This is a genomic window from Pelagibacterium sp. (assembly GCF_965249125.1).
Classification (GTDB): Bacteria; Pseudomonadota; Alphaproteobacteria; order Rhizobiales; family Devosiaceae; genus Pelagibacterium.
Window position 1 is genome coordinate 1,537,146 of the sequence record NZ_OZ252217.1, and the last position, 12,979, is coordinate 1,550,124.

12 protein-coding genes and 2 tRNA genes are annotated in these 12,979 nt (G+C 61.4%); 10 read left to right on the plus strand and 4 right to left on the minus strand.

From position 1 onward, the window contains the following. Positions 1-18 precede the first annotated feature (18 nt). The 5 genes from clpX to ACP148_RS07605 all read left to right on the plus strand — a co-directional run bounded on the left by clpX (position 19) and on the right by ACP148_RS07605 (position 5,494). Positions 19-1,296, plus strand: a complete 1,278-nt coding sequence (gene clpX, locus ACP148_RS07585) for an ATP-dependent Clp protease ATP-binding subunit ClpX (RefSeq protein WP_421950326.1) — start codon at positions 19-21, stop codon at positions 1,294-1,296. A 181-nt stretch (positions 1,297-1,477) separates the two neighbouring features. Beyond that, positions 1,478-1,864, plus strand: a complete 387-nt coding sequence (locus ACP148_RS07590) for a hypothetical protein (protein WP_421950327.1) — start codon at positions 1,478-1,480, stop codon at positions 1,862-1,864. A gap of 252 nt (positions 1,865-2,116) precedes the next feature. Then, complete coding sequence (lon, locus tag ACP148_RS07595) at positions 2,117-4,543, plus strand: endopeptidase La (protein WP_421950328.1); 2,427 nt, start codon at positions 2,117-2,119, stop codon at positions 4,541-4,543. Positions 4,544-4,973: 430 nt separating this feature from the next. Then, positions 4,974-5,246, plus strand: a complete 273-nt coding sequence (locus ACP148_RS07600) for an HU family DNA-binding protein (protein WP_014130670.1) — start codon at positions 4,974-4,976, stop codon at positions 5,244-5,246. A gap of 172 nt (positions 5,247-5,418) precedes the next feature. Then, positions 5,419-5,494: transfer RNA gene (locus ACP148_RS07605), tRNA-Val, on the plus strand. A gap of 113 nt (positions 5,495-5,607) precedes the next feature. On the opposite strand, the gene arfB is transcribed toward ACP148_RS07605, so the two are convergent. Beyond that, positions 5,608-6,039, minus strand: a complete 432-nt coding sequence (arfB, locus tag ACP148_RS07610; RefSeq protein ID WP_421950329.1) for an alternative ribosome rescue aminoacyl-tRNA hydrolase ArfB — start codon at positions 6,037-6,039, stop codon at positions 5,608-5,610. A gap of 259 nt (positions 6,040-6,298) precedes the next feature. Here arfB and ACP148_RS07615 point away from each other — a divergent pair. Next, a tRNA-Asp gene (locus ACP148_RS07615) sits at positions 6,299-6,375 on the plus strand. 317 nt (positions 6,376-6,692) lie between these two features. On the opposite strand, the gene ACP148_RS07620 is transcribed toward ACP148_RS07615, so the two are convergent. The 3 genes from ACP148_RS07620 to ACP148_RS07630 all read right to left on the minus strand — a co-directional run bounded on the left by ACP148_RS07620 (position 6,693) and on the right by ACP148_RS07630 (position 7,920). Further along, positions 6,693-7,112, minus strand: coding sequence for a hypothetical protein (locus tag ACP148_RS07620; protein WP_421950330.1), 420 nt, complete (start codon positions 7,110-7,112; stop codon positions 6,693-6,695). Positions 7,113-7,258: 146 nt separating this feature from the next. Then, positions 7,259-7,588, minus strand: coding sequence for an I78 family peptidase inhibitor (locus tag ACP148_RS07625; protein ID WP_421950331.1), 330 nt, complete (start codon positions 7,586-7,588; stop codon positions 7,259-7,261). A 107-nt stretch (positions 7,589-7,695) separates the two neighbouring features. Next, a complete protein-coding gene (locus tag ACP148_RS07630) occupies positions 7,696-7,920 on the minus strand; it encodes a hypothetical protein (protein ID WP_425033342.1) in 225 nt (74 codons plus the stop codon). Between the two features lie 247 nt (positions 7,921-8,167). Between ACP148_RS07630 and ACP148_RS07635 the strand changes: the two genes are divergently transcribed. The 4 genes from ACP148_RS07635 to ACP148_RS07650 are packed head-to-tail and all read left to right on the plus strand — an operon-like array spanning position 8,168 to position 12,954. Beyond that, positions 8,168-9,592 carry an ABC transporter substrate-binding protein gene (locus ACP148_RS07635; protein ID WP_421950887.1) on the plus strand — a complete coding sequence of 475 codons (1,425 nt, stop codon included), beginning with the start codon at positions 8,168-8,170 and terminating at the stop codon, positions 9,590-9,592. Positions 9,593-9,611: 19 nt separating this feature from the next. Continuing rightward, on the plus strand, positions 9,612-10,559 hold the full coding sequence (locus ACP148_RS07640) for an ABC transporter permease (RefSeq protein WP_421950333.1): 948 nt from the start codon (positions 9,612-9,614) through the stop codon (positions 10,557-10,559). Beyond that, complete coding sequence (locus tag ACP148_RS07645) at positions 10,556-11,374, plus strand: ABC transporter permease (RefSeq protein WP_421950334.1); 819 nt, start codon at positions 10,556-10,558, stop codon at positions 11,372-11,374. Before ACP148_RS07640 ends, ACP148_RS07645 begins: the two co-directional genes overlap by 4 nt. Then, the gene (locus ACP148_RS07650) at positions 11,371-12,954 is read left to right on the plus strand and encodes an ABC transporter ATP-binding protein (RefSeq protein ID WP_421950335.1); all 1,584 of its coding nucleotides are present in this window, start codon (positions 11,371-11,373) and stop codon (positions 12,952-12,954) included. The genes ACP148_RS07645 and ACP148_RS07650 overlap by 4 nt, the downstream gene beginning before the upstream one ends. Positions 12,955-12,979: the final 25 nt, after the last annotated feature.

Genomic DNA, 12,979 nt, shown 5'->3' on the forward strand with positions numbered 1-12,979 from the left:
CGCTTCTGGAGTTGCTAGATGTCCAAGGAAAATTCGAGCGGAGAATCCTCAAAGAACACGCTGTACTGCTCGTTCTGCGGGAAATCCCAACACGAAGTCCGCAAGCTGATCGCCGGACCCACCGTATTCATCTGCGATGAATGCGTTGAGTTGTGCATGGACATCATCCGCGAGGAATCGAAAACCTCGATGGTCAAGTCCGCAGATGGCGTGCCGAGCCCGGCCGATATCTGCAAAGTGCTCGACGATTACGTTATCGGCCAGCGGCGCGCAAAGCGCGTGCTCTCGGTGGCCGTGCATAACCATTACAAGCGCCTGCACCATGCGACCAAGAACCAGGATGTGGAACTTTCCAAGTCCAATATCCTTTTGATCGGTCCGACCGGTTGCGGCAAGACGCTGCTGGCCCAGACGCTGGCGCGCATTCTCGATGTGCCGTTCACCATGGCGGATGCCACAACACTGACCGAAGCCGGTTATGTGGGCGAGGATGTCGAAAATATCATCCTCAAGCTCCTGCAGTCGGCTGACTACAATGTCGACAAGGCCCAGCGCGGGATTGTCTATATCGACGAGGTCGACAAGATCTCGCGCAAATCGGACAATCCTTCGATCACCCGTGACGTTTCGGGCGAAGGCGTGCAGCAGGCGCTGCTCAAAATCATGGAAGGCACCGTGGCTTCGGTTCCGCCCCAGGGTGGCCGCAAGCATCCACAGCAGGAATTCCTGCAGGTGGACACGACCAACATCCTGTTCATCTGTGGCGGCGCCTTTGCGGGGCTTGAAAAGGTCATTGCAGCGCGCGGGGAAAACTCCTCGATCGGGTTTACCGCCAGCGTCAAGGACCCCAACGACCGCCGGGTCGGCGATGTGCTTGCCGAAGTCGAGCCCGAGGATATGGTCCGCTTCGGGCTGATCCCCGAGTTCATCGGTCGTCTGCCTGTGATTGCTACGCTGGAAGATCTCGACGAGGACGCCCTGGTCCAGATCCTGTCCGAGCCTAAGAACGCCCTGGTTCGCCAGTACGCTCGACTGTTCGAGATGGAAGACGTGCAGCTGACGTTCCACGAGGACGCGCTCAAGGCGGTTGCCCGCCAGGCCATTGCCCGCAAGACCGGCGCGCGCGGCCTGCGCTCGATCCTCGAAGCTATCCTGCTCGATACCATGTACGACCTGCCTTCGCTCGAAGGGGTCGAGGAAGTGGTCATCAGCCAGGAAGTCGTGGACAACAAGGACGTGCGCCCGCTCTATATCTACGCCGAGCGTGCCAAGGAAGACATGAAGTCCGGCGCCTGATCGCGCAGAGCCGGAAGGTAAAGGAAGGGCCCGGATCGGTTGATCCGGGCCCTTTGCTTTGGCAGCGAGGCGCCGCTATTTTCGCTGAAGAATTGGACGCCGATGACGTTTACGGGGAGCCGTGTGGCTTGCTATGGTCATGTGCGGCTTGGCCCGCCAACCAAGGTAGGGGACGGAACTGATGAAACTTTCCAGCTATTTGCTGCCACTATCCCTTGTTCTCGGCCTTGCCGGTACCGGAAGCGCCATCGCACAGCCGCAGACCAAGCTGGTCCAGGATCTGCCCAAGAGCCTGATCCAGGCGATCTGGTGCAGCGCGCTGTTTTTCGAGGAATCCTACTATTACGACGAAGGCAGCGAGGACATGGTGCATTACGAGGACCTCGCGTTCGACCTGGGAGCCGATATCGACACGGTTCTGCTGGAAGATCATGGATTTCGGCAGGAAGAGGTCGACGAGATATGGTCGGTCTTTGACGCCGGCGCCTACGATCTGACCATGGAAGACGATGAAAGTTTTCTCGCTCAGCTTGAGCTTTGCGAAGCCAATTACGACGCGCTGCTTTAGCAAGCGGGTTTGGCGTAACGTGTTTTTGGCCGGTGTGCGGGTCCCATGCTACCAGCGCATGCCGGCCATTTTGATATGCGCACGGGAAATTGTGCCGTCGCGCTTGTAGAGCGGCGCTATTGCCCTATCTTAGGGGGCGAAGAGTCGTTTCAGTTAGCCAATCCCTAACGGGTGAGGCGCACACTGGGGCGCAACACACTACAAGTTGCCGGAATCCCTCCTCCCTGTCCGGCAACGACGAAAGGATAGTCCATGTCCGACACCGAAACTTCCGCAGTCGAGTTCGATCGCGAAAAGGTGTACCCCGTCCTGCCGCTGCGCGACATCGTGGTGTTTCCATCGATGATCGTGCCGCTGTTCGTTGGGCGCGAAAAATCCGTGCGCGCGCTTGAAGAGGTGATGCGCGAGGATAAGCATATCCTGGTGGTCACCCAGAAAAATGCGCAGGAAGACGATCCGGAGCCCGACGGCATCTACGAGATCGGCACGATCGCGTCGGTGCTGCAATTGCTGAAGCTGCCCGATGGAACGGTGAAGGTTCTGGTCGAAGGGCTGCATCGGGCCCGGATCGAGAACTATGTGCAGACCGAGAACTATTTCGAGGCACAGGCCGAAGCGCTGCCGGTCGAAGGGCACGACGCCGTTGAAGCCGAGGCGCTGGCGCGTTCGGCGGTCACCGAATTCGAGAACTACGTCAAGCTCAACAAGAAAATCTCGTCCGAGGTGGTCGCTGCGGTCACTCAGATTGAAGAGCATTCCAAGCTCGCCGATACGATTGCCAGCCATCTGGCGGTCAAGATTCAGGACAAGCAGGACATTCTGTCGACCCCATCGGTTACCGAGCGCCTTGAGCGCGTTCTGGGGCTTATGGAAGGCGAAATCGGGGTTCTGCAGGTCGAGCGGCGTATCCGCAGCCGGGTCAAGCGCCAGATGGAAAAGACCCAGCGCGAATATTATCTGAATGAGCAGATGAAGGCGATCCAGCGCGAACTGGGCGACGGCGAGGACGGCACCAACGAGCTTCAGGAGCTCGAGGACCGCATCGCCAAGACCAAGCTTTCCAAGGAAGCACGGCAGAAAGCCGACGCGGAAATGAAAAAGCTCAAGCAGATGAGCCCGATGTCGGCGGAAGCCACGGTGGTGCGCAACTATCTCGACTGGATGCTGAACCTGCCCTGGGGCAAGAAATCCAAGGTCAAGCGCGACCTCAAATATGCCGAGGACGTACTCGAAGGCGATCACTACGGCCTTGAAAAGGTCAAGGAACGCATCATCGAGTATCTCGCGGTCCAGAGCCGGACCGGAAAGCTCAAAGGCCCGATCCTGTGCCTTGTCGGCCCTCCGGGCGTCGGCAAGACCTCGCTGGCCCGTTCGATCGCCAAGGCGACCGGGCGCGAATATGTGCGCATGAGCCTGGGTGGGGTTCGCGACGAAGCGGAAATCCGCGGTCACCGGCGGACCTATATCGGGTCCATGCCCGGCAAGATCGTGCAGTCGCTCAAGAAGGCCGGGAAAGCCAATCCGTTGTTCCTGCTCGACGAGATCGACAAGATGGGCCAGGATTTCCGGGGCGATCCCTCATCGGCGCTGCTCGAAGTGCTCGATCCGGAGCAGAACTCGACCTTCAACGACCATTACCTCGAAGTCGATTTCGATCTCTCGGACGTGATGTTCGTGACAACGGCCAACACGCTCAACATTCCAGGGCCGCTTCTCGACCGTATGGAGATCATCCGGTTGTCGGGGTACACGGACGAGGAAAAGTGGGAAATCTCCCGCCGCCATCTTATGCCCGAAACCCTAAAGGAACATGGGCTCAAGGCCGAGGAGTTCGAACTGCCGGACGAAAGCCTGCAGCTTCTGACGCGGCGCTATACCCGTGAAGCCGGTGTGCGTAACCTCAAGCGCGAGATTGCCAATCTGATGCGCAAGTCGGTCAAGGACATCCTTTTGACCGGCAAGAAAAAGATTGTCGTCACTCCTGAACTGGTCGAGGAATATCTCGGCGCTCCGCGGTTCCGTTATGGTGAGATCGATGCCGAGCCGCAGGTCGGCGTGGTGACCGGACTTGCCTGGACTGCCGTGGGCGGCGAATTGCTGACCATCGAAGGCATCATGAGCCCGGGCAAGGGCAAGATGACGGTGACGGGCAACCTCAAGGACGTCATGAAGGAGTCGATTTCGGCTGCGGCGACCTATGTGCGAGCCCGGGCGCTCGAATACGGCATCAAGCCGCCGCTGTTCGACAAGCGAGACATTCACGTGCACGTGCCTGAAGGGGCGACGCCCAAGGACGGTCCCTCGGCAGGTATCGGCATGGCTACGGCCATTGTTTCTGTGATGACGGGCATTCCCGTGCGCCACGATGTGGCTATGACCGGCGAGATCACGCTGCGGGGTCGGGTGTTGCCGATCGGCGGGCTCAAGGAGAAGCTGCTGGCGGCTCTGCGGGGTGGCATCAAGAAGGTGCTGATCCCCGAAGAGAACGTGCGTGACCTCAAGGAAATCCCGGACAACGTCAAGGAAGGTCTGGAGATTGTGCCGGTGAGCCGGATGGGCGAAGTGCTCGAGCATGCGCTGGTCGAGATGCCCCAGGCTATCGAGTGGACGTTCGAGGATGATGCCAAGCCGGTGCCTGCCGCTGAGGGTGACGACACTGGAGCGGCGCTGCCGCACTAGAGCCGTTCAGGATTTGATTGAATCAAATCCTTGTCTCTAAACCTTTGTTTTGTCGCGTGTCCGAACCGATAAAGCGGTATCCACTTTATCTGGACACGCTCTGGGCAGAGCGACAATCGAACCATTGAAGCGGCGCCTTGAAAGAGGCGCCGCTTTTTTGATTGGAGGCATGAGCTGCCGGGGATAGGGCGGGGTGATTCGGGCCCAGGAGCCCGGAAACCGGCGTTGAGAGCGTTTTTCCAGTGCGATGTGTTAACAATCACGCGAGGACCTTGCCACATTGCTGACAAGGTCGGGCATTTTCCCCCGTTTTGCGGGCGAAAACGCCGTGAATCCCGCAGTTTTCCTTGCTTTTGGCCCGGAATCATAAAAGGGTGAAGCCGCTTCCGCTCGTCCCGTCAGGATGGGCACATCATTGTGAGGAAACGCTATGAACAAGAACGATCTGAGCGCGGCTGTCGCCGAAAAGGCTGATCTCACCAAGGCCCAGGCGGCAGCAGCGGTTGATGCTGTTTTCGAGGCCATCACCGCCGCTCTGAAGGGTGGAGACGAAGTTCGCCTCGTCGGTTTCGGCACTTTTGCCGCAACCCAGCGCAAGGCCACCAAGGGCCGCAACCCGGCCACCGGCGCGGAAATCGACATTCCGGCTTCGACCCAGCCCAAGTTCAAGGCCGGCAAGGGCCTCAAGGACGCACTGAACTAAGCCATTTCGGCTTCAGTATGGTTTGGCCCCGGACGCCTGTCCGGGGTCTTTCCGTTTCTGCCCTCGGCATGCCGATCCCGCTATTGACGGGAAGGGGGTTTGCGCCTAATCAGGCGCGGCATTTGCGCAACCGGGGCGACCAAGATCCGGTTATTTCCGCCAAGGCGGGCAAGGGCGATTAGCTCAGTTGGTAGAGCGCCTCGTTTACACCGAGGATGTCGGCAGTTCGAGTCTGTCATCGCCCACCATTTCTTCCTCCGCGCTGCTCTTGCCATTCTCCCGCCACGGCAGGAGATCGATATATGGCATTCCCTGGAGGTAGTCATGACGGGCAAGTGGCACCGCTTTTCTAGGCCGATAATCAATCAAAGCCCGGTTTGCTGCCGCGCAGGCTTTTGATGGCGCCGCGGCGGGTCTTGGCGTCCATGCGGCGGCGTTTGGAGGCCAGGGTGGGCTTTGTGGCGCGTCGTTTGCGTGGCACGTGGGTGGCGGCGCGGATCATTTCGGCCAGCCGGTTGAGGGCATCTTCGCGGTTGAGGGGCTGGGTGCGGTGACGGTCGGCGGTGAGGACGATGACGCCGTCCTTGGTTGCCCTTGAGCCGGCCTGGGCGATGAGGCGGGTGCGCACGCCATCGGGCAGGGACTGGGACGCGGCTGCGTCGAAGCGCAGCTGGACGGCGGTTGCGACCTTGTTGACGTTCTGACCACCGGGACCGGAACTGCGCACGAAGTTCAATTCCACCTCGGAGAGCGGAATTGACAAGGACGAGGTGATTTCGATCCGATCGGGCATTAGAATTCCTTGTCGTCGATTTCCACAGTGGGTTTTAGCAGCAGAGCGGTGTTGGCAACAGGTGTGGGCCAGGAGAAAAGCCGCTTTAAAAATCAAGGTTTTGCAGGGGATTTTATGTTGGGGATCATAGGCTTGCCGGGCGGATCGGGTGACGATCAAAAATTCTTCACAAAAGGGGATGGCAAGCCGCTTGACTTGCTTCGGGGACCCCGTTAAACGAAGCCCACCTTGCCGGGGCCGAAGCGCTTCGGGGTCACAAGGGGGTGTAGCTCAGTTGGTTAGAGCGCCGGCCTGTCACGCCGGAGGTCGCGGGTTCGAGCCCCGTCACTCCCGCCACTTTCCCTTCATCGCGAGAGATTTTTGCCATTGCGTTCCGGCGGCCGGCGTCGCTCGCCACTGCAAAAACATTGCCTGAACATTTGCGGTATTTCACCGCAACAATGTATGGACTTGAGTGTTCGGTGACACCAAGTTTGCGTCTCCTTGGAATTGCCTTTTCGTGGCCGTGGTGTCGCCCCAATTCACGAACATGTTACCCATGGTCTGAATCGCTAGCGAGCCCCCAAATTTGTCATGCGGTTCAGCCATGAGCATCCGTTCGGGTAATCCCGGGCGGATGCTCCAGTTTTTGGGGGAGGGGCCAGTCAAGCGCCCTAATTGGAAAAATCCTCCAGCGTTCCATCTTCGTAGACCAGCGCACTGACGCAGGCGATGCCTACGACGTCGTCGGGGTGAAGGCTTTCCAGCCGCTCCAGAATCGTGCCCGCGACCACATCGTTGAGAATGTGGTCCTGGCCGGCGCCGATTCCGGCGGCGCGCTCAATGGGAAATTCGCCAATGCGCTCGCCGAGGACATCCTGAAAACGGACCGTCGCGTCGATGAGGCGGATGCCGACGGGGCCGTCGTGGCGGAGCGCGATGTTTATGGTCTTTTCGGCGTCATCGTCGCTGTCGAGCAGTTCCCAGCTTTGGAGACTGAGAATATCCCCGGACTGGCCGTTGAGACATTCGATGGCGGATGCATTGGTGGCGCTGAAAAGGGCAACGAACAGGGCAAGAACAAGCTGACGCATTATGGTCTCCTCAAATCAGGAGGGAAATGCGGCAGAGGGGGCCCCGGTTTCATGGGGATGAGCGCACGGGGATCACAAAGTTGCCATAAGGTCACAGGGCCAGCCGGGTGGTGGAGGCACCCGGCCAGCCGAATTTGATCCGGTGATCAGCTGCAATAGGCGCGAACCAGATTGCCCGACGCGTCGACTTCGAGATTGAGCCGGTCGGGGCGGAAATCCTGGGTGACGGCCATGCCCGGAGTGATGACGCGGACGGTGCCGGCGGCGTTGATGGCCTGGCCGCCAACGCGCACATCCTGGGCCGTACTGCCGATCACCGGCTGCCCGGTCATCCCTGCGAGGGCTTGGGCGCCACAATCGACCGGTGGCGGCATGGAGGTGTCGGGGGGTGTTGTCGTGCTCGAACACGCGGCCAGCGCGAGAGTAGCGGCAATCGCGAGGCCGCCAAGGGCGTGGCTGGGTTTCAATATGGGCATGATGTTTCCTCGATGCTGTGGAATTTGTCCCGCAAGGTGCAGATGGAAAACGACAAAGGCCGGGAAACGATCCCGGCCAATCCAATCGAAACATCAAAGAACATCGGCTACCGCTCGTCGCGGCTGCCGAATTTGCGCAAGCCCGCTTTCAGCCAGCGGCGGAAGTGCATGAAGCTCTCGCGGGTGTCGCCGCGCAAATCCTGATACACGCCGGACGCCATCAGTCCGAAGTCGCGCAGGTTCTCGACCCAGACGGGCTCGGTCGTCGTCAACGCAGCTTCTGCGCGCCGAATGCGCAGGCGGTCAAGAAATGAATTTTCATTTTGGGCCATAGCAAACCCTCGTGATCGTTAGGCAATCGATGCCAATATAAGTATGGCGAATGCAAGGACAATGTCCAATAGCTATACAATGTTCCACATCCGGGAGCCGCTGTTGCCGATCCGCGCCAACCGGATTATGGGTGAGGGAGGGAGGCTTGCCGGTGAAACGGCAGCACGGGGCCTAAGGGAAGGGAAAAGAAGAGTGCATCAAGTCGTTCGTGCAGCAACGGTTTTTGCTTTCGCGGTCCTGGCGGCAATGCCGGCAATGGCGCAGCGGACCGATATCGTTGTGGGGCTGGTGCTCGAACCGCCGCATATGGATCCGACCTCGAACGCGGCGGCGGCCATCGATGAAGTGGTCTACGCAAATCTGTTCGAGGGGCTGACCCGATTCGGGCCGGACGGCGAAATCGTGCCGGCGCTGGCCCAGAGCTGGGACGTTTCCGAGGACGGGCTGACCTATACCTTCCATCTGGCCGAGGGCGTGACTTTTCATGACGGGTCGGACCTGACGGCGGACGATGTGGTGTTTTCGATCGAGAGGGCGCGCGCCGAGGATTCTGTCAATGCGCAGAAATTCCTGTTTGCAGATATCGAAAACGTCGAGGCGCCCGACGAATTGACCGTAAGGGTGACGTTGAGCCAGCCGAACGGGAACTTTCCCTTCAACATGGCGTGGGGCGACGCGGTGATCGTGGCGCCCGAGAGTGCTGAAACAAATGCCACCGCACCGGTGGGGACCGGGCCGTTCCGGTTCGAGGCCTGGCGCCAGGGGGATAGCGTCACTCTGGTGCGCAATGAGAACTATTGGGGCGAGCCGGCGCTGCTGGATCGCGCTACCTTCCGGTTCATTTCCGATCCGACTGCAGCGTTTGCGGCGATGATGGCCGAAGACGTCGATACGTTCCCGGTGTTTCCGGCGCCCGAGACGCTGGCCCAACTCGACGCCGATCCGCGCTTTGAGATTGTGGTGGGCACAACAGAAGGTGAAACGATACTGGCGATGAACAACCGGCGCGCGCCGCTGGACGATGTGGCTGTGCGCGAGGCGATTGCCCATGCGATCGACCGGCAGGCGGTGATCGACGGGGCGATGTTCGGATATGGCACGCCTATCGGGACGCATTTCGCGCCGCACCATCCGGCCTATGTCGATCTGACGGGGTTGTCGGCGTACGATCCGGAGCGCTCGCGGGCACTGCTGGCCGAAGCGGGCGTGGAGGGCGTGCGGCTGTCGCTGGCCCTGCCGCCTCCTGTCTACGCAAGGCGGGGCGGCGAGATCATCGCCGGGCAGTTACGCGAGGTGGGGATCGAAACCGAAATCGTCAATGTGGAATGGGCCCAGTGGCTCGAGCAGGTGTTCGGCGAGGGCGATTTCGACCTGACGGTGATTTCGCACACCGAACCGATGGATATCGAGATCTATGGCCGCGATAACTATTATTTCGGCTACGGAGCGCCCGAATTCGTGGCGATATGGGACGAATTGACCCGCACGATCGAACCCGAGGCGCGCAACGGATTGCTCGGCGATCTGCAGCGCAACATCTCGGAGAATTTCGTCAACGCCTATATCTTCCAGCTTGCCAAGGCGGGGGTGCAAAATGCCGACCTCGAAGGGTTGTGGGTTAACGCACCGACACAGGCGACCGATCTGACGCAGGTTCGTTGGACGCGGTGATCGAGTTCCGGGCGGCGCGATGCTGAACTTCGTTCTGCGGCGCGCCCTTTCACTTGGCGTCGGCCTTTTGGTGGCTAGTGTCGTTATCTTTTTTGTGCTTGAGGTCCTGCCTGGCGATCCGGCGCGTTTCATGCTGGGGCTCAACGCATCGCCGGAGGCGCTGGCGGCGCTGCGAGCGCAACTGGGGCTCGATGCACCGATGCCGGTCCGATACTGGGGCTGGCTGATGGGCATGGCCAGCGGCGATTTCGGGATCAGCTACACGTATCGCACCCCGGTGATCGACCTGATCGCGGCGCGGCTGTGGGTGTCCATTCCACTGGCAATCTATGCGCTGGTGCTGGCCACGCTGATCGGGATACCGCTGGGCGTTTTGGCGGCCACCAACCGCAATTCGCCGATCGATGCGGGAACGATAGGGCTGACACAAATCGGGATAGCGCTGCCGAACTTCTGGTTCGCCATGCTGCTGGTGCTGTTGTTTTCCGTGACGCTTCGCTGGTTTTCGTCGGGCGGGTTTCCCGGCTGGGACGATCCGGGGGCGGCGATGATGGCGCTGACCTTGCCGGCGGTTGCTTTGGCGCTGCCGCAGGCGGCGATCCTGGCGCGCGTGATGCGCTCGGCCCTGCTCGATACCCTGGACGAGGACTATGTGCGCACGGCGCGCGCCAAGGGGCTGACGCGGGGTCAGGCGCTTTGGCGGCATGCGTTCCGCAATGCGCTGATCCCAGTGCTGACGATCATGGGGCTGCAGTTTTCCTTCCTTCTGGCCGGGGCAATCATCATCGAGAACGTGTTTTACCTGCCCGGGCTGGGACGGCTGGCGTTTCAGGCGATCACGGCGCGTGATTTGATCGTGGTGCGCTCGGTGGTGATGATTCTGGTGTTTGCGGTGATCCTCGTGACGTTTGCCGTCGACATCGCCTATGCGGCGGTCGATCCGCGATTGCGGGGGGGGCGGCAATGAGGAGCGGGCCGGGGCTGGCTATCGGCGCGGCACTGACGGCCGTCCTGGCGGGGATGGCGCTGCTTTCATTTTTCTGGACGCCTTATGACGTGAGGCTGATTTCGGTCAGCGAACGGCTGTTGCCGCCCGGCCCGGCCCACTGGCTGGGGACCGACCATTTCGGGCGCGACATGGTGTCGATGATCCTTGTGGGCGCGCAGACCTCGATTGCCGTGGCGCTGGTGGCGGTGGGGCTGGGGATGGCCATTGGCGTGCCGTTGGGGCTGGCGGCGGCGCGGGCCGGATCGGCGCTCGACGACATCATCATGCGCGGCAACGATCTTGTGTTCGCGTTTCCCGCGCTGATCATCGCCATCCTGATTACCGCGGTGTTCGGGCCGGGGGCGATCAACGCGATCATCGCGATTGGAATTTTCAACATTCCGGTTTTCGCGCGGCTGACGCGCGGGGCTGCGATGGGGGTCTGGCAGCGCGAATTCATCATGGCGGCGCGGGTGGCGGGCAAGGGCAGGGCGCTGATCTCGCTCGAACACGTTCTGCCCAACATCTCCAACATGCTGATCGTTCAGGCGACGATCCAGTTTTCGCTGGCCATCCTTGCCGAGGCGGGGCTGGCCTATGTGGGGCTGGGCGCGCAGCCGCCCCTGCCGAGCTGGGGGCGGATGCTGGCCGAGGCGCAGACGATGATCGCGCTGGCCCCACATGTGGCGCTGGTGCCGGGGCTGGCGATCGTCTTTTCGGTGCTGGGGCTGAACATGCTCGGCGATGGGCTGAGGGATTGGTTCGACCCAAGATTGGGAAAGGCTGCACGATGAGCCTTCTCAAAATCGAAAAGCTGGGCCTGGCGATCGGCGGGACGCCCATCCTCGATGATATTTCGCTCGAAATCGGGGGCGGCAAGATTCTCGGGCTGGTCGGCGAATCGGGGTCTGGCAAATCGCTGACCGCGCTGTCGATCATGGGGCTGTTGCCGGGTGGAGCCAAGCTGACCGGGACGATCGGGTTCGACGGGCGCGATCTGGCCGCCGCGAGCGAAGCCGAGATGAACGCGTTGCGCGGGCAGGCCATGGGCATGATCTTTCAGGAGCCGATGACGGCACTCAATCCGCTGATGACCATTGGCGATCAGGTGGCCGAGACGGTGCGGGTGCATGGCCGGCTGGGGCGGGCGGAGGCGCGCGACATCGCTGCCGAAAAGCTCGAAAGGGTCGGGTTGCCGGGGGCGGCGATTTCGCCGTCGCGGTACCCCCATGAACTCTCGGGCGGGCAGCGCCAGCGCGTGGGGATCGCCATGGCGATTGCCTTGCAGCCCAAGCTTTTGATTGCGGACGAACCCACCACGGCGCTGGACGTGACGACACAGGCGCAGATTCTCGATTTGCTGGCGAGGCTGGTGCGTGAGGAGGGCATGGCCCTGATGCTGATTACCCACGATCTGGCCGTGGTGTCGCAGATGGCCGATACGGTGGCGGTGTTGCGCGAGGGGAAAGTGGTGGAGGCGGGGCCGGTGCGCCAACTGATCAATACGCCCGATTCCCCATATACGCGGCAGCTTGTGGCGGCGAGCACGCATGTGCCGGTGCGAAAGCGGGGGGCGGTTGGCGAGGTGGTTCTGCGGGTCGAGGGAGCGACGCGGGATTATCCGCTGGCTTCGGGACTTCTGGCGCGGGGGCAAAAAGTGTTTCGGGCGCTCGACGGGGTGAGCCTGACCATTGGCCGTGGCGAGAGCGTGGGGCTGGTGGGGCAAAGCGGGAGCGGGAAATCAACGCTGGCGCGGGCCATACTGGGACTTGAACCGCTCGATGAGGGCAGGGTGGTTTTTGCCGGGCATGTCGTGGAGCGGGCCGGGCGGGCGGCGCGGCTGACGCTGCGTGACATGCAGATGGTGTTTCAGGACCCCTATGGCTCGTTCGACCCGCGCCACAGGGTGGCAAGGCTTGTGGCCGAGCCGTTGCATCTGCTGGGGGGCGAGGCGCCCAAGGGGCGGGAGCGGGACGCGCTGGTGGCGAGGGCGCTCGAATCGGTCGGGATCGCGCCCGGGGCATCGGATCGGTACATCCACGAATTTTCGGGCGGGCAGCGCCAGCGGATCGCCATTGCGCGCGCGCTGGTGATCGAGCCGGCGCTGATCGTTCTCGACGAGGCGGTGTCGGCGCTCGATGTGTCGATCCGGGCGCAGGTGCTCGATCTGCTGGCGGAAATTTCGCAGCGGGCAACGATAAGCTATCTGTTCATCGCGCACGATCTTCAGGTGGTCCGGGCGATCACCGATCGGGTGCTGGTGATGGAAGGGGGCAGGATTGTCGAGGAGGGGGCGACCGAAGCGGTGCTCGGTAGTCCCCGGCAACCCTATACGCGAACACTGGTGGAGGCGGCCCCGAAACTGATAGCCTAAAGCCTTGCGTCGGCTGGCGGGCGGC